The organism is Acidocella sp. MX-AZ02 (assembly GCF_000306035.1).
Taxonomy (GTDB): domain Bacteria; phylum Pseudomonadota; class Alphaproteobacteria; order Acetobacterales; family Acetobacteraceae; genus Acidocella; species Acidocella facilis.
In genome coordinates this window covers 98987-118392 of the sequence record NZ_JH976210.1, presented here as the reverse complement: position 1 = coordinate 118392, position 19406 = coordinate 98987, and the positions used below count along the sequence as shown (strand labels likewise).

Here is a 19406-nt window from a genome sequence, read left to right as displayed (position 1 = left end):
CATCGCTCAGCGCCACCCGGCGCCCGGCCATGGTGGCGCGCAGCATCACCCCTTGCGCATCGGCCACGGCGATATGCAGCCCCAGCGCGGCGCCGGGCGGCTGCAAGGTGAAGCTGTAGCGCAGCCCCATCTCCATGAAGGGCGAGACGTAAAAAAATCTTCTCCGCCCCTTGCCGGATGGCGCCGTCCTGCTCCGTCACCGGGCAGAGATAGCTATGGCGCTGGCCGAAGGTATTATTGACCTCATACAGCACCGCGCGCAGCGCTCCCTCAGAATCATGGCACAGAAACAGGCTCAGCGGGTTGAAGCCCAGCCCGAGGATGCGCGGCATCGCGAGCAGCGTAATCCGCGCCGCCCCCGCCTGCAGCCCGGCCGCGGCGAGATGGCGCTCCACCCAGCCCCGCAAATTCCTGGTGCCGTCGCCATGGTCGGTCTCGCGGAAGCTCACCAGATTGAAGCGTCCGCGCGAAAACAGGCGCAGGCGCGGCATCGCATCGATATCCAGCAGCAGATACGGCACCTGGTAGGCCAGGCTGTGCTGGCGCGGCCGGGTGCGGGTATGGGTGACCCAGACCGGATAGAGCGCGTTCACCTGGCCACCTCGAAGGCGGGCCGCAGCGCGATGCGGGCCGATTCGCCCTGCACGTTCCAGGGCCGGCGCGGCGCCCCCAGCGCTTCCGCCACCGCCAACCCCGCCTGCAGCCCGTCCTCGTGAAACCCCGCCCCCCACCAGGCGCCGCAGAACCAGGTCCGGCGCAGCCCCTGTATCTCCCAGATCCGCGCCTGCGCACGCAGCGCCGCGACGTCGAAGACCGGGTGGGTGAAGATTTGCCGCAGCGCCACGTCGCGCAGGGCGCGGGTCGGGTTGAGGGTGACGAACCAGTCCCGCCCCGCCAGGCCCTGCAAGCGGTTCATCCAGTAGGTCACCGCCACATGCGCCTCGCCGCCCGTATAGTTCCAGGCGGCCCAGGCGGCGCGGCGGCGCGGCATTGCCGCCGCATCGCCATGCAGCACCACCTCGTTCGCCGTGGTGCGGAAACTGCCCAGGATCTGCGCCTCCGTGGCGCAGGGATCCGCCAGCAGGGCGAACGCCTCGTCCGCATGGCAGGCCAGCACCGCCTCGTCGAACCCCTCTTCCGATCCATCCGCCAGGCGCAGCACCACGCCGCCCGGCAGGCGCCGCAGCTGCGCCACGGCTTGCCCCGCCCGCACCTCGCCCGCGAACGCCGCCCGCAACTTGGCGACATAAGCCTGCGAGCCGCCCGCCACGCTGCGCCAGACCGGGCGGCCGGTGAGCTTCAACAGCCCATGATTTTCACAGAACCGGATGAAGGCACTGGCCGGCAGATCCCCCGCCGCCCCCGCCGGGCAGGACCAGACCGCCGCGATCATCGGGTAGAGATGGTCCTGCAGAAACGCCTCGCTATAGCCGCCATGGCGCAGATACTCGCCCAGGCTTACCCCGGCCAGGGCGGCGGCGTCTCCCGGCGCGCGCTTATAGAAGAGCAAAATCCCCCGCAACATCGACCAGAATCGCGGCCGCAGCGCATTGGCCGGTTGCGCGAACAGCCCGCGCAGATCCGTCCCCGCATATTCCAGCCCGCCTTCGCGCAGCGACACCGAGAAGGACATATCCGTCGCCCGCGTCTCAACCCCCAGATGCGCGAACAAGGCGGTGAGATTGGGGTAGGCCGGCTCATTATAGACGATGAAGCCGGTATCGATCTTCGTACCCTCGACCTCGACCGTATGGCTGTGCCCGCCCAGCCGGGGCAGCGCCTCGAACAAGGTGACATCATGCGCGCGCGACAGCGCCCAGGCGCAGGACAGGCCGGAAATCCCAGCCCCGATCACAGCGATACGCCGGCGCCCGGCAGGAGAAACAATCGCGTCCATGTTTTAAATACGCCGTCCGCGGGGTTTCGGATCAACCGGCTTGATCCAATTTAGACAACGTATCGTATAATGGTTTGTGAATGCTTTTGCTCCTCCTTCTGCTGCCCGCCGCGCCCCGCCGCAGGCCCTGCCGGTGAACCAGGCCGGCAGCCCCGCCCCGGATGCGGCGACCTTGGCGGCCTTGATCCGCCGGGTCGCCACCGCGCGCGACAAACAGGCCTTCGCGGCTTTGTTCAAGCATTTCGCCCCCCGGGTGAAATCCTTCCTGCGCCGCGCCGGCATGGAATCTGGCGCGGCCGAGGAGGTGGCGCAGGAGGTGATGATCCTGCTCTGGCGCAAGGCGGAGCATTTCGACCCCAGCCGCGCCGGCGCCGCCACCTGGGTATTCGCCATCGCCCGCAATGCGCGCATCGACCATGCCAGGCGCGCCAAGGGCCTGCCCCCGCAACCCGAGCCGGAGCCCGAAGCGGCGCCCTCGGCCGAAACCCTCACCCTCGCCGCCGAGCAGGCCGCCCGCCTGCGTGGCGCCATCGCCGAACTCGGCCCTGAACAGAAACAGATCGTGCAGCTCTTCTTCTTCTCCGATACCCCCCACGCCGCCATCGCCAGCGCGCTCGATCTGCCGCTGGGCACGGTGAAATCCCGTATCCGCCTGGCCATGGCCAAGCTGCGCTCCAGCCTGGGAGAGGTGCCGTGATCCTGCACCATCCCAGCCCGGAGACGCTGTTGGCCTACGCCGCCGGCAGCCTGCCCGCCGGCCAGTCCCTGGTGGTGGCGGCGCATGCCGAGGGTTGCCCGCATTGCCGCGCCGAAATCGCCCGGCTGGAGGCGCTCGGCGGTGAGATGCTGGAGGACATGCCGCCGGAGTCCCTGGCGTTGGATGCCTTCACCGACACGCTGGCGCGGCTGGACCAGCCCGCGCCACGCAGCCCGGCTTTGCCCCGCCAGGCGGATCTGCGCCTGCCTGCCGGCACCCTGCCGCGGATTCTGGCCAGTGCCGAGATCAGCCGCTGGCTCTGGGTGGCGCCGGGCGTGCGCTATAGCCGCGTGCGCCTGCCCTGGGCGCCGAAAGATAATGTCATGCTGCTGCGTGTGGCGGCGAATAAGCGCGTGCTCGCCCACAGCCATGGCGGCGCCGAATTCACCCAGGTGCTGCATGGCGATTTTCATGACGAAACCGACCGCTACGCCGCCGGCGACCTCATCGAGGAAGACGAACACACCAACCACCAGCCCCATGCCGGGGACCAAGGCTGCCTCTGCCTCGCCTCGCTGGACGGGGGCTTGCGCCTACCCTGGCTCACCCGGCTGATCAGGAGATCCGCATGACCGCATTCGCCGCCCGCCTCTCCGCCCTTGCCGAGCGCGCGCCGCTGCCGGATGCGCTGATCGGTCTTGGCATCAACCGCCTGGTGGCGCGCACCAGACGGGCGCTGGACCAGGCCCCGCCGTCCGGCGCCAGCTTCGCCGCCGGCATGGCCGCCTTTCCCATCGCCGCCCATGCCAGCACCGCCAATGCCCAGCATTACGAGATCCCGGCCGAATTTTTCGCCCTCTTCCTCGGCGAACGGCGCAAATATTCGAGCTGCCTCTACCCGACCGGCCGCGAAACGCTGGACCAGGCCGAACTGCACGCGCTGGAGGAAACCATCGCCCATGCCGGCCTCGCCGACGGGCAGGAGATTCTGGAGCTGGGCTGCGGCTGGGGCTCGCTCAGCCTGTTCATGGCGCAGCGCTTTCCCGGCGCGCGCATCGTCGCCGTCTCCAACTCTGGCTCGCAGCGCCAATATATCGAAACCGAAGCCGCCGCGCGTGGGCTCGCCAATCTGCGCGTCATCACCGCCGACATGAACGAATTCTCCACCGATGCGCGCTTCGACCGCGTCGTCTCCGTGGAAATGTTCGAACATATGGCCAATTGGCGCGCCCTGCTCACCCGCGTGCGCGGCTGGCTGAAGCCAGAGGGACGGCTGTTCATCCATGTCTTCGCACATGAGCGCCAGCCTTACCGCTTCGACCATGAGGATGAGGCCGACTGGATCGCCCAGCATTTCTTCACCGGCGGCATCATGCCCAGCCATGATCTGATCACCCAGTTCCCGGATTTGTTCACGCTGGAGCGGGACTGGCGCTGGAATGGCAGGCATTACGCCCGCACCGCGAAACACTGGCTGCAAAATTATGATGCGCGGATCGGCGAGGTCCGGAAAATTCTCGCCGCCACCTACGGCGCCGAGGCGCCGCTCTGGGAACGCCGCTGGCGGCTCTTCTTCCTCGCCACCGCCGGGCTATTCGGCCATGCCGGCGGCAAGCCCTGGGCGGTGAGCCATTATCTGCTGGCGCCCACCGCATGATCCTCTGCCTCTATGCCGGGCTGGCGGTGACGCTGGCCATGGTGGCGGGGTGGTTTCTGCAACGGGCTTTGCACAATGCCGGCTGGGTGGATGTGGTCTGGACCTTTTCCACCGGCCTCGCCCTGGCCGGCGTGGCGCTGGCCGCCCCCGGCGCGCTCTGGCGCCATGCGCTGTTGGCCGGGCTGATGCTGGTCTGGTCCTTGCGGCTTGGGCTGCATGTGGCGCTGCGAGTCGCCAGCGGGCCAGAGGATGCGCGTTACGCGCAGATGCGCAAGGATGCTGGTGCAGGCTTCCAGAAACAGATGGCCTGGCTGATGGCCGGCCAGGGACCGGTCTCCGGCCTGCTCTCGATCAGCCTCTATCTCGCCGCTGCCCAGCCCGATCCAAGCGTGCGCCCCGGCGATGTACTGGGCGTGCTGATCCTGCTGCTCTGCCTTGGCGGCGAAGCTTTGGCCGATGCGCAGCTGCGCGCCTGGCGCGCCCGCCAGACCAGCCCTGGCGGCATCTGCGAGGAGGGTCTCTGGCGCCTCTGCCGGCATCCGAATTATTTGTTCGAGGCGCTGCTCTGGCTCGCCTTCCCGGCGATGGCGCTGAGCACCCGCCCGCTCTCCTGGCTTTCCTTCATCGCCCCGGTGCTGATGTTCCTGGTGCTGCGCTTTCTCACCGGCGTGCCGCCGCTGGAGGCCTCGATGCTGGCGCGGCGGGGGGAGGCCTACAGAGCCTTTCAGGCGCGGACGACGGCGATGTGGCCGCGTCTTCCGTGGGGAGTATTTGAAAAAACTCCCCATACCCCCAAAAACTTTTAAGACTTATAGGTGCCTACCGCGTCGCCGGCATTCAGAAACGCGCCCTCCTTGGCGATGCGCTGAAAGATGCCGTCGCGCGGCGCGGTGATCTGCACCTCCATCTTCATCGCTTCCATCACCGCCAGCAGCTCGCCTTCCTTCACATCGGCACCATCCTCAACCTTCCAGGCCTGGACGCTGCCGGCAATCGGCGCCGGCACTTCGTTGGCGGCACGCCCCGCTTCCTGCGGCGCGGCCGTACCCGGTTGCGCCATGCCGGCCAGAAAACTGCGCGGCAGGCCGATCTGATGGCGCTTGCCATCGATCTCCAGCGGCAGCCGCACCAGCTCTTCCTCCACCGGTGCCGGACGCGGCGCGGGCTCGAATTCGCCGGTGAAATCCGTCTCGATCCAGCGTGTATGCACGGCGAATCCGTCATCGCCGGCAAAATCCTCATGCGCCACCACGGCGCGATGGAAGGGCAGCACCGTCGCCACCCCCTCGATCTTGAATTCCGCCAGCGCCCGCCTTGCCCGTTTCAACGCCTCGGCGCGCGTCTTGCCGGTGACGATCAGCTTCGCCACCAGCGAATCATACTGGCCGGGGATGATCGAGCCCGAGACCACGCCGCTATCCAGCCGCACGCCCGGCCCGGAGGGCGGCAGGAAGGCGGTGATCTTGCCCGGCGTCGGCAAAAACCCTTTCGCCGGATCCTCGGCATTGATGCGAAACTCGAACGCATGGCCCCGCGGGCGCGGCGTTTCGGTAATGGACAGGTTTTTGCCCTCCGCCACGCGGAACTGCTCGATCACCAGATCCACCCCTGCGGTTTCCTCCGTCACCGGATGCTCCACCTGCAGGCGGGTATTCACCTCCAGAAAGGAAATCATCCCGTCCTGGCCAAGCAGAAACTCGACCGTACCGGCATTGGTATAGCCGGCGGCGGCGCAAACGCGCTTCGCCGCATCCTCGATGGTCGCACGCTGTTCATCGCTAATGAAGGGCGCCGGCGCTTCTTCCACCAGCTTCTGGTTGCGCCGCTGCAGCGAGCAATCGCGCGTGCCCAGCACCACCACATTGCCATGCGTGTCAGCGATGATCTGCGCCTCGATATGGCGAGGCTTATCCAGGAAGCGCTCCAGAAAACACTCGCCGCGCCCGAATGCCGCCACCGCCTCGCGCACGGCGGACTCGTAAAGCTCCTTCACCTCATCCAGCCTACGCGCCACCTTCATGCCGCGCCCGCCGCCGCCATAGGCCGCCTTGATCGCCATCGGCAAACCGTGCTGCTTGGCAAAGGCCAAGGCTTCATCGCCGCTTTCTACCGGCCCATCGCTGCCCGGCGCCAGCGGCGCGCCGACCGATTGCGCGATCCTGCGGGCTGAAACCTTATCGCCCAGCGCGTCGATCACCTCCGCCTCCGGGCCGATCCAGATCAGCCCCGCCGCCTTCACCGCGCGCGCGAATTCGGCCCGCTCGGAGAGGAAGCCGTAGCCCGGATGCACCGCATCCGCCCCGGCGCGCTTGGCAACCGCCAGCAGCTTTTCGATATCAAGATAGGTCTCAGCCGGCTTCGCCCCGCCCAGCGCGTAGGCTTCATCGGCCATGCCGACAAACAAAGCCTCCGCATCCGGGTCTGAATACACCGCAACGGAGCCCACACCATAATCCCGGCAAGCCCGGATGATGCGCACCGCGATTTCACCGCGATTGGCGATCAGGATTTTTTTCATGACTTTAGGCCCTCCGCCCATTCGGCGTGATTTCTGAAAATGCCTTCAACGGCTTGAAACGAATTTTTGCCCCTACCGGAACCTGCCCGGCGAGGTCGAGATGATAGTCAGCCACCGCGCCGATGACCGGGTAGCCGCCGGTCAGCGGATGATCGGCCAGGAACAAAAGCGGCTTGCCGTTGGCCGGCACCTCCACCGCCCCGGTCACCGTGCCTTCACTGGGCAATTCCTCGGTGCGGCAGCGCTCCAGCACAGCCTCACCATCCAGCCGGATGCCGACGCGGTTGGATTGCGGCGTTACCACCCAGGCCTCGGTGGCGAGCCTCTCCAGCGCCTCAGCCGTGAACCAATCCGGCCGCGGCCCCATCACCAGATCGAGCGTGACCTCATCCCCGGCTTTCGGAAATTCAAAGGCTGGTGCTTCATCCAGCGAAACCGCCCGCAGGCCGGAGGCTGGTTTCAGCTTCAGCGTCTGCCCCGCCTGCACGGGGGCGGGGCCGACAATCGCCAGCGTATCCGTCGCCGCACTGCCGAGGATGGTCTCCACCTCAAACCCGCCGCGCACGGCGAGATAATAGCGCATCCCCCGCGCCGGGGCGGCCAGGCTCACCACATCCCCCGGCTCCAGCGCGATCGGCGCATACGGGCTGGGCGAAAGCCCCTGACCGGCGGCTGTACGAATGGAAATCCCGCACGGCGCGCCGGTCAGCGCAATCACCGCCGCCTCTTGCACGCGGAAGGAAAATCCGCCCCCCATCAACTCCAGACAAACCGCGCTCTCATCATTGCCGACAACGCGATTGGCGGCCTTGAACGCGCCGCGATCCAGCGCGCCGGAAGCGGACACACCCTGCCCGGTCTGCCCGAAGCGCCCGAGATCCTGAAACAAAGGCGGCAGCGGTGCTGAGAGAATTTTGAAGGCGCCGCCTGCATCGACCGCAACAGCCTCGGCAACGGCCGCAACCTGAACCTGCGTCTTCACCTTCGCCAGATCGGTAAAGCGCACCTGATAGCCTGGCTGAAAATAGGCCGGCGGATTGCGGCCAATATCCCACATCTTCACCGGCGTGGTGCCGATGATCTGCCAGCCGCCAGGGCTGTTCTGCGGATACACGCCGGTGAAGGTCCCCGCCAGCGCCACCGACCCCGCCGGGATCCGCGTGCGCGGGCTCTTGCGCCGGGGCACCTGCAAGGCAGGATCGCCGCCAACCAGATAGCCGAACCCCGGCGCGAACCCGCAAAACGCCACCATGTAGGTGGCCGCGCTATGGCGGCGGATCACCTCCTCCACCGAAAGCCCGGTGATGGCGGCAACCTCTTCGAGATCCTCGCCATCGTAACGCACCGGCACCTCCACCAGCGTCGCCTCGCGCGCCAGCGGCGCCACCAGGTCGCGCGCCGCGACACCGGCGGCAATCTCCTCGGCGCTGGTCTCCTCCGGGGCGAAGCCGATCATCAGCGTGCGCGCCGCCGGCACCAGCTCCTTCATCCCCGGCAACGGCACGGCCTGCAGCGAGGCGAGCAGCGCCAGCGTCTCGTCCAGATCATTCAGCTCAACCAGCAGGGTGGTGAGATTAACGGGGAGAAATCGGATCATGGTCTCAGGCGTGGTAGGCTGAGTCGGGAATATCGGTGATGAACATGTGGCCGGGCGCGTGGGTGATGGCAAAGGGCACGCCAGAGGCCATGACCACCGCTTGCGGCGTAACCCCGCAGGCCCAGAACACCGGCACCTCCCCAGGCGCGATGCGCACCGCGTCACCGAAATCAGGCCGCGCAAGATCCGCGATGCCGATTGCCTCGGGCATGCCCACATGCACCGGCGCGCCATGCACGGCGGGGAAACGTCCGGAAATGGTGGCGGCCTCAGCAACCCGCCCCCCCGGAATCGGCCGCATGGAGACCACCATATTCCCCCGCAACCGCCCGGCCGGGCGGCAGGGCTGGTTGGTGAGATACATCGGCACGTTGGTCTTGTCCGTCATGTGGCGGATCTCGATGCCGGCCTCCACCAGTGGCGTTTCAAAGGTGAAGCTGCAGCCGATGAGAAACGCGACAAGATCGTCCCGCTCCGCCCAGGCGCGGCTGGCATCCGGGGTTTCCTCGGCCAGCTTGCCGTCGCGCCAGATGCGGTAGAGCGGCAAATCCGTGCGCAAATCGGCGCCGGGGGCAAGCGCGGTTGTCGGCACGCCGGGGTCGGAGACATCCAGCACCGGGCAGGGCTTGGGGTTGCGCTGCGCGAAGAGCAGAAAGTCAAACGCCCAGTCGCGCGGCAGCACGATCATATTCGCCTGGGTGAACCCGGGGGCGACGCCGGAGGTCGGCGCCACCTGCCCGGCCCGGTAGGCGGCCCGTGCCTGGTGCGCGGCGCTTGCATCCGTATGTGACAAAAACGCTTCTGGGGTCATCATCGCGGCTCCTCAGGCGGTGCCGGCGAAGGCGCGGACGCCAATCGATTCGGCCTGGAAAAGGGTGCGGATTTCACGCGCCATCGTCACCGCCCCGGGGCTGTCGCCATGGACACAGATGGACTGCGCCTCGATGCGGATTTCAGTACCATCCTGCGCGGTGACGAGGCCGGTGCGCACGAAATTGAGCATACGCCGCGCCACCTGCGCCGCATCATGCAACACCGCGCCAGGCTCACGCCGGGAGACGAGCAGCCCCTCCCGCGTATAGCCGCGATCCGCGAAAACTTCGCCGACAACCTGCAACCCTTCGGATTTCGCCAACTCCAGAACCGGCGTCCCCGCCAGCCCCATCAGCACCAGCGCCGGGTCGATCAGCTTGATCGCCTTGATCACCGCCAGCGCCTGACGCTCATGGTTGGCGATATGGTTATAGAGCGCGCCATGCGGCTTCACATAGCGCACGCTGGTTCCCGCCGCTTTCGCAATCCCCTGCAGCGCGCCGATCTGATAGATCACATCGCCGATCAGCTCCTCAGAGGTCACATCCATATCGCGCCGGCCAAAGCCGACACGATCCGGGTAGGAGACATGCGCGCCGATCGCCACCTTCATCGCGGCGGCTGTCTGCACCGTCTTCAGCAGCCCCGCCGGATCGCCGGCGTGAAACCCGCAAGCGACATTGGCGCTGGAGACGATTTCGAGCATCGCCTGGTCATCACCCATCTTCCAGGCGCCATAGCCTTCGCCCAGATCACTGTTCAAATCGATGCTGACCATGCGTGTCTCCTGTAACGTTTTTACTTACCGAGGAAGGCGAAGATCGGCCCGACCGACTTGTAGGCCATATACCATGTCAGCAGGCAGACCAGCACGCCCAGCCCCAGCAGCCAGCGCGGATAGTGATAGCCGCCCATCAGCTTCTTGCAGGCCACGGCGGCGAACAGGAAGATGGAGAGGCCCACCGGCAGCACCAGCCCGTTCAACCCGCCGACGAACACCAGCATTGCCGCCGGCGTAGTCTTCATCAGCTCAAAGCAGAGCAGCGAGAACAGGATGAAGCCGACAGTGGCGAAATTGCGATGCCGCTCGGTCATGTCTTTCTTGAAGGCGGTCACGAAGGTGACGGAGGTATAGCCCGCCCCGATGATGCTGGTCATCGCGGAGGCCAGGAACACCGCGCCGAAAATGCGGTAGCCGATCGGCCCGCAGGAGGCGAGGAAGGCCTGGCCGGCGGGGTTGGCATCCTTGCCGGAGAAGGTGATGACGGTGCCCGTGGCCACCACGCCCAGCACCGCCAGGAACAGGATGTAGCGCATCACGCCGGTCACCAGAATGCCGGTGATCGCCGCCTTGTTCGCCTCGGCAATATGCTCGGGTCCGACAGCGCCTTTATCCAGCAGCCGATGCGCGCCGGCATAGGTGATATAGCCGCCCACCGTGCCGCCGACGATGGTGGTGATGGTAGCGAAATTAATGTGATCCGGCATGATGCTCTGGCGCAGCGCCTCACCCACCGGCGGCGCTGCAACCACGCAGGCATAGAGCACCAGCGCCAGCTTCACCGCACCGGCCACCAGCACCACGCGGTCCATGGCAATGCCGGCGCGCTTGGAGAGGAAGATGATAATCGCGACGATCGCCGCGGCCGCGCCGCCAATCTTCGGGTCCATATCCACCAGCGCGTTCAGGCCCAGCCCGGCGCCGGCGATATTGCCGATATTGAAGAACAGGCCACCGACGATGATCAGCACCGCGAGCAGATAGCCCGAGCCGGGAATGGCGGCATTGGCGATATCCGCCGCGCGCATGCGGGTGATCGTCACCATGCGCCAGATATTCGCCTGAATGACGAAATCGATGATGATGGAGGCCAGGATGGCGAAGGCGAAGGCCGCCCCCATCTTCGCGGTGAAGGTCGCGGTCTGGGTGATGAAGCCGGGCCCCACCGCCGACATCGCCATGATCATGATCGCCGCAATATAGCCCTTGCGCCGGGCTGCCGGGCTCAAGCCCGATTGTGGAATTGTCACCTGCGCCATCACACTCTCCCTTTATTTACGCCGCCCAGCCCAATGCTGTCCTACAAAACCTGCCGCAGGAAAGATCAAACCGTCAACATTGTTCAACAATTTTATTTGATCATCCTACGATATGGAGGAATAATTGGTCAACCATTGAATGTTTCTTGAACAAACCGCACGCTGCTGATGCAATTTCTTGCTGCACCGCAAAATCCTCGCCGCGCCGGCGTCTGGCGAGGCGCCGTGGCATCGGCTAAGCACAGCCCATGGAGAGGCGGCCACATCGCCGCCGCCAAAGGATAAAAGACCGGAAATGGACCAGGATCTCGCGCTGCCGCTGCCCCAGAAACTCGCCAATCAATTGCGCGAGGGGTTGATCGGCGGCGCCTTCACCCCCGGTCAGCGCCTCTCCGAACAGGCTTTGTGCGACGAGCTCGATGTCTCCCGCAACACGCTGCGCGAGGCTTTCCGGCTGCTCACCAAGGAGGGCTTGCTGGAGCACAAGGCCAATCGCGGCGTCTTCGTCACCACCCCCAGCATTGCCGCGGTGATCGATATTTATCGCGTGCGCCGGATGCTCGAATGCCCGGCTCTGGCGCACGCCTATCCCAACCATCCCGCCGCCGCGCGTATGCGCGCGGCCGTGCAGAGCGCGCGCGCCGCCCGCCAGCGTCTGGATTGGCGCGAGGTCGGCAGCGCCAATATGCGCTTTCACACCGCCATCGTTGAGCTGGCGGATAGCGAACGCCTCAGCGGCTTCTACGCCCAGGTCTCGGCGGAGCTGCGTCTGGCGTTTTTCCTGCTCGATGATCCCGAGCTGCTGCATGCGCCCTATGTCGATATGAACGAGGCGATCATATCCTTGCTGGAACAAGGCCGGCCGGCCGCCGCCGCCGCCTCGCTCGAGACCTATCTCAACCAGTCGGAGCGGACGATCCTGGCCGCCCTGGCCCGGCGCGCGGCGGCTTAATCCAACCGTGACCAGGGGGGCGGCGCCGAAGGCCCGCGCCAGCTCCTCCAGCAGCACCCTTACCCGTGCCGGGCGCAGCGGCCCGGGCGGGGTGAGCAGGTTCAGCGCCACCGGCGCCACCTCCCACCCCGGCAGCATCTCTTCCAGGCGGCCCTGCGCGAGATCCTGCCAGACCATGAAATCCGGCTGCAGCGCCATGCCCTGCCCGGCCAGCAGCGCGCCGCTCAGCACATCCGCATTATTCGCCCGCAACCGCCCTTGCACCGGCACCGCATAGTCGCCCAGCCGCTCATGCTGAAACCGCCACAGCCCCGGCTGCGCGATATTCGTATAAAGCAGCGCCTGGTGCTGCTGCAGCTCACGCGGATGGCTGGGCCGGCCATAGCGGTCGAGATAGGCGGGGCTCGCCACCAGCGGCCGGCGCACCGTGCAAAGCCTGCGCCCCAGCAGCGACGAGTCGGACAAGGCCGCGATCCGCAGCGCCACATCGAAGCGCTCCGCCACCAGATCCACCTGGCTGTCACTGAGCGAAAGCTCGATCTCCAGCTGCGGATAGCGCGCCAGAATCTCCGGCAGCAACGGGGCAAGATGCCGCACCCCGAAGGACATCGGCGCCGCCAGGCGCACCAACCCGCGCGGCTGCTCGCTCTGCGCCGCCGCCTCGGCCTCCGCCGCCTCGCCCTCGGCCAGAATCCGCTGTGCCCGCGCCAGCGCCTCCTGCCCGGTCTGGGTGAGGGAGAGCCGGCGTGAGGTGCGATGGAACAAGCCCGTCCCCAGCCGCCGCTCCAGCCGGGCGATGGCCTTGGAGATGGTCGGGTGCGACAGCCCCAGCTCCCGCGCCGCGCCGCTGAAGGAGCCGCGCGCCGCCACCTTCGCGAAAATCGCCCAGGCCTCGAAATCCGGCATCGCCATATTGAAACTTTCGGAACAGATGATGTTCGATCATTTCTATTTTATCGAAATCTGTCCAGCTCTATCTCTCGCTCATACCAAAACGGGGCGCGGCCCCGAGGAGCACAACATGATCGAGCATCGTCCCTTCAAATCCCTTGGCGGCGCCAACCATGGCTGGCTGGACGCCAAGCATCATTTCTCTTTCGCCGGCTATCACGACAGCGCGCGCATGGGCTGGGGCCGGCTGCGGGTCTGGAATGACGACCATATCGAAGCCGGCGCCGGCTTTCCGCCGCATCCGCATGAGAACATGGAAATCATTACCTATGTCCGCAAAGGCGCCATCACCCATCGCGACAATCTCGGCAATCACGGCCGCACCGAGGCCGGGGATGTGCAGGTGATGTCGGCTGGCACCGGCATTACCCATAGCGAGTTCAATCTGGAAAACGAGGCCACGGAACTGTTCCAGATCTGGATCCTCCCTTCCAGCCGCGGCCATGCGCCGAGCTGGGGCACCCGGCCTTTCCCGAAGGATGGGCGCGAGGGCAAATTCGTCACCCTGGCCTCGGGCTTTGCCGAGGATGCGGAGGCGCTGAAAATCCACGCCGAGGCGCGGCTATCGGGCGGCACGCTGAAAAAAGGCGATCGCGTCAGCTATGATCTGACGCCCGAGCGCCACGCTTATCTGGTGCCGGCGACGGGTAAGGTGAGCGTGAATGGGCTGACGCTGAATGAGCGCGATGGCGCGGCGATCACCGGTGAGACCAGCATTACCATCGAGGCGCTGGAGGATGCGGAGCTGGTGTTGGTGGATGCCGCGTAAAAAGTTGGGGGCTTTGGCATGTGTTGCCAAAGCCCCCAGCGGTCTGAAGCCCTTTTTGAAAAAAGGGCTTCACCCCAAAAACTTTTATTTCATCGTCGGCATGGCGTATTCCGCGCCTTTGCGGATGCCGGTCGGCCAGCGCGAGGTGATGGTCTTCAGCCTGGTATAAAACCGCACCCCCTCGCGGCCATGGATCGCATGGTCACCGAACAGGGAGCGCTTCCAGCCGCCGAAGGAATGGAACGCCATCGGCACCGGGACCGGCACATTCACCCCCACCATGCCGGCCAGAACGCCGGTGGTGAAGGCCCGCGCGGTATCGCCATCGGAGGTATAGATGACCGCGCCATTGCCGAACTCATGCTTGTTCACCAGATCCAGCGCCGCCGCGAAGCTGGGCTGGCGCACCACGCTGAGCACCGGGCCGAAAATCTCGTCCTTATAGACGCTCATCTCCGGCGTCACATGGTCGAGCAGCGTCGCGCCGGTGAAATAGCCCTGCTCATTGCCCTGCAAGGTCAGGCCGCGCCCATCCAGCACCGCCTTGGCGCCTTCCTCAAGGCCCTTGGCGATATAGCCCTCGACCTTCTCCTTGTGCTGCGCCGTGACCAGCGGGCCCATCTCGGCCTCCTTGTCGCTGCCCGGCCCGATCTTCAAGGACCGTGCCCGCTCGGCGATCTTCTGCACCAGCGGCTCGGCCACCGGGCCAACCGGCACGGCCACGGACACCGCCATGCAGCGCTCGCCGGCGGAACCGTAGGCCGCGCCCATCAGCGCATCCACCGCCTGGTCCAGATCCGCATCCGGCATCACCACCAGATGGTTCTTCGCCCCGCCCAGCGCCTGCACGCGCTTGCCGGCCTTGGTGCCGGTGGCATAGACATATTCGGCGATCGGCGTGGAGCCGACGAAGCTCACCGCCGCGATGCGCGGATCATGCAGCAGCTGCTCCACAACATCCTTGTCACCATTCACCACATTGAACACGCCATCCGGCAGGCCCGCCTGCTGCAACAGCTCGGCCATACGCAGCGCGGCGGAGGGCACCTTCTCCGAGACCTTCAGCACAAAGCTGTTCCCGCAGGCCAGCGCCACCGGGAACATCCAGAGCGGCACCATCGCCGGGAAGTTGAACGGGGTGATGCCCGCGCACACGCCGAGCGCCTGGCGCACGCTGTAGCTGTCGATATTGGTGCCGACATTCTCGGAATACTCGCCTTTCAGCAGATCCGGAATGCCGCAGGCGAACTCAACCACCTCAACGCCGCGCGTCACCTCGCCCAGCGCGTCGGAAAACACCTTGCCATGCTCGGAGGAGATCAGCTCCGCCAGCTCCTTGGCGTGGGTCTCCAACAGATCCTTGAACTTGAACATGATCCGCGCCCGGCGCAGCGGCGGCGTCGCGGCCCAGGCCGGGAAGGCGGCGGCGGCGGCGGCGATGGCGGCCTCCACCTCATCCTTGGTGGCGACGGCGACCTGCTTGCTCTGCGCCCCGGTAGCGGGGTTGAAAACCGGCAGGCTGCGGGACCCGGCGCCCGGAACGGGCTTGCCGTTGATAAAATGACCAAGCGTTTGCATCTGGCGCTCCTTTGTTGAGCCGGGGCTCATACGCCGCGGCCGTCCTTGATTGACGGCGAATATGAAACACCAATTCCATTTAATCCGCAAGAACAGAATTTAAATTCTGTTTGTATCTAGGGATTTTGAATTCTCCCTTCTAAAAATGGAATTTTCGTTCTACAAATCAGCTTCCATTCCATAATCGAGCCCGATGTCCGCTTCCTCCTCCGCCGCCCCGCGCAGCTTCTCCGCCCTGCGTGAAACCTTGCTCACCCGCCAGCCCGGCCTGCCCAAGCGCCTGGCGCAGGTGGCCGCCTTTGCGCTGGAGAGGCCGGATGAGATGGCGCTGGGTACGGTGGCCGAACTCGCTGTCGCCGCCGGGGTGCAGCCCTCGGCGCTGATCCGTTTCGCGCAGACACTCGGCTATTCCGGCTTCTCGGAATTACAGCAGGTGCTGCGCGACCGGCTGCGCGAGCGCTGGCCGGATTACCAGGAGCGGCTGGTGAAATTGCAGGACGAGACCGGCCCCGGCTTTGATTCCGCGCCGATGCTCGGAAAACTCGTCGAGACATCCATACACTCGCTCAACCGCCTCGCCGGCTCGGTGGCGCCGGGCTCGTTCGACAAGGCGGTGGAGGGTCTGGCGCAGGCGCGGATGATCTATCTGCTCGCCCAGCGCCGCACCTTCCCGGTCGCCGCCTATCTCTCCTACATGCTCGGCAATCTCGGCGTGGCGCATATGCTGCTGGATAATGTCGGCGGCATGGTGGATGTGCAGGCCGCCAGCGCCGGTGCCGAGGATGTAATGCTGGCGATCAGCTTCACGCCCTACGCGCCAGCGACGGTGCAGATCGCCGCGCAGGCGGCGGGGCGCGGCGTGCCGATCGTCGCCATCACCGATTCCGCCTTCTCCCCCATCGCCGCCCTCGCGCAATCCTGGCTTGAAGTGGCGGAGGCCGATCTGGGCGCCTTCCGCACCCTCTCGGCGACGATGGCGCTCTCCATGGCGCTGGCCCTGGCCACGGCGGAGCGCAAGCGGGGTTAGCTGCTCTCGCGGATATTGAGGGTAAAGCCGAGATCCTCACAGCGCGTCGGCGGCTCGCGCCCGGCCATCAGCTCCAGCAGCATCGCGGCCGCCCGCCGCCCCACCTGCTCGCGCGGCGTCGCCACGCTGGTCAGTGCCGGGCTGGTCCAGGCCGAGGCCGGCAGATCGTTGAACCCGGCGATCGCCAGCCGCCCTGGCACCGCCAGGCCAAGGCGCTGCGCTTGAAACAACGCGCCCTGTGCCAAATCGTCATTGCAGAAAAACAACGCATCGAGCGCGGGGCGCGCCGCCAGCGCGTCCTGCAGCAGCTTTGCCCCCAACCCCACCGAGGAGCGCTCCGGCACCATCAGTTCATAAGGGGCGGCCTGCCCCGCCGCCAGCACGGCCTGGCGGAACCCGGCCCCGCGGGCGATGGTCCGCGGGTCCAGCTGTGCCGCGACAAAGCCCAGCTTGCGATAGCCGCGCGCCAGGAAATGCCGGGCAATCGCGGCACCGCCCTGCTCCTGTGAAAATCCGACCGAGTAGGCGCCGGGCTGCCCGTTCAGCTCCATCATATGCACCGCCGGCAAGGCCTGGCTTTGCAGCAGCTGCAGCGTGGCGGGCTGATGATCGATGCCGGTCAGCAGCACCCCGTCGGGCCGGAAGGCCAACAGGCCGCGCAACAGCCGCAGCTCCTCGGCGGCGGAATAGAGCGTCGTGGCCATGATCATCTGATAGCCGTGTGGGGAGAGCACCTCGTCGATCCCCGCCAGCATTTCCACGAAGACGGTGTTGGTGATCGAAGGGATCAGCACCGCCACATTCATCGACCGGGCCGAGGCCAGGGCGCTCGCCGCGCGGTCCGGCACATAGCCGAGCTTGGCCGCGGCGGCCTCGATTCGGGCCCGCAAGGCGGGGCTGACCTGGCCGCCACTGCGGAAGACCCGCGAGACGCTGATCATACTGGTCCCGGCCTGCGCCGCCACATCCTGCATCGTCACACGCCCCGTCATCGTGGTGCGCGGTTTACGCCCGGCCATTTTTTCGTCTCCTGATTCCGAAGCGCATGACAGATTCTGCTTTACGAAGCCAGATGTTAGCGCTAGCAGCGACACACAACAAACCTTCCTGGAGGAAGCATGACCACCATCATCCCCCGTCGCCGCTGGGTTATCGGCGGCCTGCTCGGCACCGGCGTGCTGATCAACTATATCGACCGGATCAATCTCTCCGTCGCCGCACCGCAGTTGAAGGCGGAGTTTCACCTCACCACCGCCGATATGGGGCTGCTGTTCAGCGCCTTCTTCTGGTCCTATGCGCTGACCCAGATTCCGGTGGGGATGATCCTGGATCGGTTCGGCGTCACCCGGATCGGGCGGTGGGGCACCTTCCTCTGGGCCATCGCCTCCGGTGCGGTGGCCTTCACCGGCGGGTTTGGCGGCATCTTCGTCGCGCGCATGCTGCTGGGCATCGCCGAGGCCCCGGGCTTTCCCGCCAGCGCCAAGGCCACGGGCTACTGGTTCCCGCGCCAGGAGCGCTCTGTTGCCACCGCCTTGTTTGACGCGGCGGCGAAATTCTCCAACGTCATCGGCGTGCCGCTGGTCGCCTTCGTCGTCGTCGGCTTTGGCTGGCGCTGGGGCTTTGGCCTCACCGCCGCTCTCAGCTTCCTGTATTTCATCGCGTTCTACTTCATCTATCGCGACCCCTCGGCCGATCCGAAACTGAGCCGCGAAGAGCATGCCTACATACTCGAAGGCGGCGCCACGCCGGAAGGCCAGGCCGACACCAATGCCGGCGCGATGCTGGCCTATCTGCTGCGGCAGCCGAAAGTCTGGGGCTTGAGCCTGGGTTTCGCGGCCTATGGCTATAGTTTCTATCTCTTCCTCACCTGGCTGCCGGGCTATCTGGTGCAGGCGATGCATATGAGCATCATCAAATCCGCCGGCTTTGCCGCCATTCCCTGGGCCTGCGCCACCGCCGCCGACATTCTCTTCGGCGGGCTGCTGGTCGATCGTCTGGTCGCCAAAGGCTATGACGAGACCAAAGTGCGCAAGAGCGTGCTGATCATCGGCATGTTGTTCGGCCTGGCGGTGTTCGGCGCCACTCAGACCACCAATCCCGTCTGGGCGATTGTCTGGATTTCCATCGCACTGTCCGGCCTTGCCGCCTCCGCGCCGATCGGCTGGTCCATCCCCTCGCTGATCGCGCCCAAGGGCGGCACCGGCACCATTGGCGGCATCATGAATTTTCTCAACAACATGATGGGCGTCGTCGCCCCCATCGTCACCGGCTTCATCGTCGGCGCCAGCAATAATTTCGAGCTGGCCTTCCTGGTGGCGGGGATTGTGCTGATCGTCGGCATCTTCTTCTATGTCGTGGTGCTGGGCCGGATCGAGCCGATCCAGGCCCCGGAGTAAGCGCATTGGCCTTCATCATTGTCATGGGTGTTTCGGGCTGCGGCAAATCCACTGTCGCCGCCATGCTGTCCGGCAGGCTGGGCTGGGATTTCACGGAAGGCGATGCGCTGCATCCGCCGGCCAATGTCGAGAAGATGCGTCAGGGCATCCCGCTGAGCGATGATGACCGCGAGCCCTGGCTGCGCGACATCGCCGCCACCATCGAGGGCTGGCGCCAGGCGGGGCAGAGCGGCATCATCGCCTGCTCGGCCCTGCGCCGGCGCTATCGCGAGATCATCGCGGCAGGGCATGATGATGTGCGCTTCGTCTATCTGCGCGGCAGCTTCACGCTGATTGAAAGCCGGCTGGCGGCGCGCCAGGGGCATTACATGCCCGTGAGCCTGCTGGACAGCCAGTTCGCCACGCTGGAAGAGCCGACAGCCGAAGAAAACGCCATCACCATCGATACCGGCGCGCCCGCGCCGGAGTTGGTGAATGAGGTGGTGGCAAGGCTGCATCTGGCCGCCTGAACAGA

At 66.0% G+C, this 19406-nt stretch carries 18 protein-coding genes and 2 pseudogenes; 9 read left to right on the top strand and 11 right to left on the bottom strand.

Translation table 11 applies throughout. The features are described from left to right. The 3 genes and pseudogenes from MXAZACID_RS20515 to MXAZACID_RS15255 form a co-directional block, all read right to left on the bottom strand. The coding region (locus MXAZACID_RS20515; protein WP_371137080.1) for a hypothetical protein at nt 1–130 on the bottom strand (130 nt) is incomplete at its 3' end. 91 nt (nt 131–221) lie between these two features. After that, nucleotides 222–593 (bottom strand): annotated as a pseudogene (locus MXAZACID_RS20510) (DUF1365 family protein); the annotation flags it as partial. Continuing rightward, entirely contained in the window at nt 590–1897 is a 1308-nt protein-coding gene (locus MXAZACID_RS15255) for an NAD(P)/FAD-dependent oxidoreductase (protein WP_008495386.1), read from the bottom strand. The pseudogene MXAZACID_RS20510 and the gene MXAZACID_RS15255, both read right to left, overlap by 4 nt. Nucleotides 1898–1973: 76 nt before the next feature. Here MXAZACID_RS15255 and MXAZACID_RS15250 point away from each other — a divergent pair, with 76 nt between their 5' ends. The 4 genes from MXAZACID_RS15250 to MXAZACID_RS15235 are packed head-to-tail and all read left to right on the top strand — an operon-like array spanning nt 1974 to nt 5057. Beyond that, nucleotides 1974–2594, top strand: coding sequence for a sigma-70 family RNA polymerase sigma factor (locus MXAZACID_RS15250; protein WP_240376700.1), 621 nt, complete (start codon nt 1974–1976; stop codon nt 2592–2594). After that, nucleotides 2591–3226: a ChrR family anti-sigma-E factor gene (locus tag MXAZACID_RS15245; RefSeq protein WP_008495383.1), complete on the top strand. Its 636-nt coding sequence runs from the start codon at nt 2591–2593 to the stop codon at nt 3224–3226. Before MXAZACID_RS15250 ends, MXAZACID_RS15245 begins: the two co-directional genes overlap by 4 nt. Next, the gene (locus MXAZACID_RS15240; RefSeq protein WP_008495382.1) at nt 3223–4251 is read left to right on the top strand and encodes a cyclopropane-fatty-acyl-phospholipid synthase family protein; all 1029 of its coding nucleotides are present in this window, start codon (nt 3223–3225) and stop codon (nt 4249–4251) included. The genes MXAZACID_RS15245 and MXAZACID_RS15240 overlap by 4 nt, the downstream gene beginning before the upstream one ends. Next, nucleotides 4248–5057 (top strand): DUF1295 domain-containing protein, encoded by an 810-nt coding sequence (locus MXAZACID_RS15235; protein WP_008495381.1) that lies wholly within the window; start codon nt 4248–4250, stop codon nt 5055–5057. Before MXAZACID_RS15240 ends, MXAZACID_RS15235 begins: the two co-directional genes overlap by 4 nt. Here MXAZACID_RS15235 and MXAZACID_RS15230 read toward each other — a convergent pair. The 5 genes from MXAZACID_RS15230 to MXAZACID_RS15210 are packed head-to-tail and all read right to left on the bottom strand — an operon-like array spanning nt 5054 to nt 11219. Beyond that, on the bottom strand, nt 5054–6769 hold the full coding sequence (locus tag MXAZACID_RS15230; protein ID WP_008495380.1) for a biotin carboxylase N-terminal domain-containing protein: 1716 nt from the start codon (nt 6767–6769) through the stop codon (nt 5054–5056). The two genes, MXAZACID_RS15235 and MXAZACID_RS15230, sit on opposite strands and share 4 nt — an antisense overlap. Nucleotides 6770–6773: 4 nt before the next feature. Then, entirely contained in the window at nt 6774–8366 is a 1593-nt protein-coding gene (locus MXAZACID_RS15225; protein WP_008495379.1) for a 5-oxoprolinase/urea amidolyase family protein, read from the bottom strand. A 4-nt stretch (nt 8367–8370) separates the two neighbouring features. Continuing rightward, entirely contained in the window at nt 8371–9180 is an 810-nt protein-coding gene (locus MXAZACID_RS15220) for a putative hydro-lyase (protein ID WP_008495378.1), read from the bottom strand. 9 nt (nt 9181–9189) lie between these two features. Then, a complete protein-coding gene (locus MXAZACID_RS15215) occupies nt 9190–9957 on the bottom strand; it encodes a LamB/YcsF family protein (protein ID WP_008495377.1) in 768 nt (255 codons plus the stop codon). A gap of 20 nt (nt 9958–9977) precedes the next feature. Further along, entirely contained in the window at nt 9978–11219 is a 1242-nt protein-coding gene (locus tag MXAZACID_RS15210) for an NRAMP family divalent metal transporter (RefSeq protein WP_008495375.1), read from the bottom strand. Nucleotides 11220–11514: 295 nt separating this feature from the next. Between MXAZACID_RS15210 and MXAZACID_RS20220 the strand changes: the two genes are divergently transcribed. After that, nucleotides 11515–12171, top strand: coding sequence for a GntR family transcriptional regulator (locus tag MXAZACID_RS20220; RefSeq protein ID WP_026439786.1), 657 nt, complete (start codon nt 11515–11517; stop codon nt 12169–12171). Between the two features lie 87 nt (nt 12172–12258). Here MXAZACID_RS20220 and MXAZACID_RS15205 read toward each other — a convergent pair. Then, nucleotides 12259–13077 (bottom strand): annotated as a pseudogene (locus MXAZACID_RS15205) (LysR substrate-binding domain-containing protein); the annotation flags it as partial. 115 nt (nt 13078–13192) lie between these two features. On the opposite strand from MXAZACID_RS15205, the gene MXAZACID_RS15200 reads away from it, so the two are divergent. After that, on the top strand, nt 13193–13891 hold the full coding sequence (locus MXAZACID_RS15200) for a pirin family protein (RefSeq protein ID WP_008495373.1): 699 nt from the start codon (nt 13193–13195) through the stop codon (nt 13889–13891). An 84-nt stretch (nt 13892–13975) separates the two neighbouring features. On the opposite strand, the gene MXAZACID_RS15195 is transcribed toward MXAZACID_RS15200, so the two are convergent. Next, the gene (locus tag MXAZACID_RS15195; RefSeq protein WP_008495372.1) at nt 13976–15469 is read right to left on the bottom strand and encodes a CoA-acylating methylmalonate-semialdehyde dehydrogenase; all 1494 of its coding nucleotides are present in this window, start codon (nt 15467–15469) and stop codon (nt 13976–13978) included. A 193-nt stretch (nt 15470–15662) separates the two neighbouring features. Here MXAZACID_RS15195 and MXAZACID_RS15190 point away from each other — a divergent pair, with 193 nt between their 5' ends. Beyond that, nucleotides 15663–16496, top strand: coding sequence for a MurR/RpiR family transcriptional regulator (locus tag MXAZACID_RS15190; RefSeq protein WP_008495371.1), 834 nt, complete (start codon nt 15663–15665; stop codon nt 16494–16496). Here the strand turns inward: MXAZACID_RS15190 and MXAZACID_RS15185 are convergent. Beyond that, nucleotides 16493–17515 carry a LacI family DNA-binding transcriptional regulator gene (locus MXAZACID_RS15185; protein ID WP_008495370.1) on the bottom strand — a complete coding sequence of 341 codons (1023 nt, stop codon included), beginning with the start codon at nt 17513–17515 and terminating at the stop codon, nt 16493–16495. The genes MXAZACID_RS15190 and MXAZACID_RS15185 overlap by 4 nt on opposite strands. A 99-nt stretch (nt 17516–17614) precedes the next feature. On the opposite strand from MXAZACID_RS15185, the gene MXAZACID_RS15180 reads away from it, so the two are divergent. Both MXAZACID_RS15180 and MXAZACID_RS15175 read left to right on the top strand, forming a co-directional pair. Further along, nucleotides 17615–18892 (top strand): MFS transporter, encoded by a 1278-nt coding sequence (locus MXAZACID_RS15180; RefSeq protein WP_008495369.1) that lies wholly within the window; start codon nt 17615–17617, stop codon nt 18890–18892. A gap of 5 nt (nt 18893–18897) precedes the next feature. After that, nucleotides 18898–19401: a gluconokinase gene (locus MXAZACID_RS15175; protein WP_008495368.1), complete on the top strand. Its 504-nt coding sequence runs from the start codon at nt 18898–18900 to the stop codon at nt 19399–19401. The last annotated feature ends 5 nt before the right edge of the window (nt 19402–19406 follow it).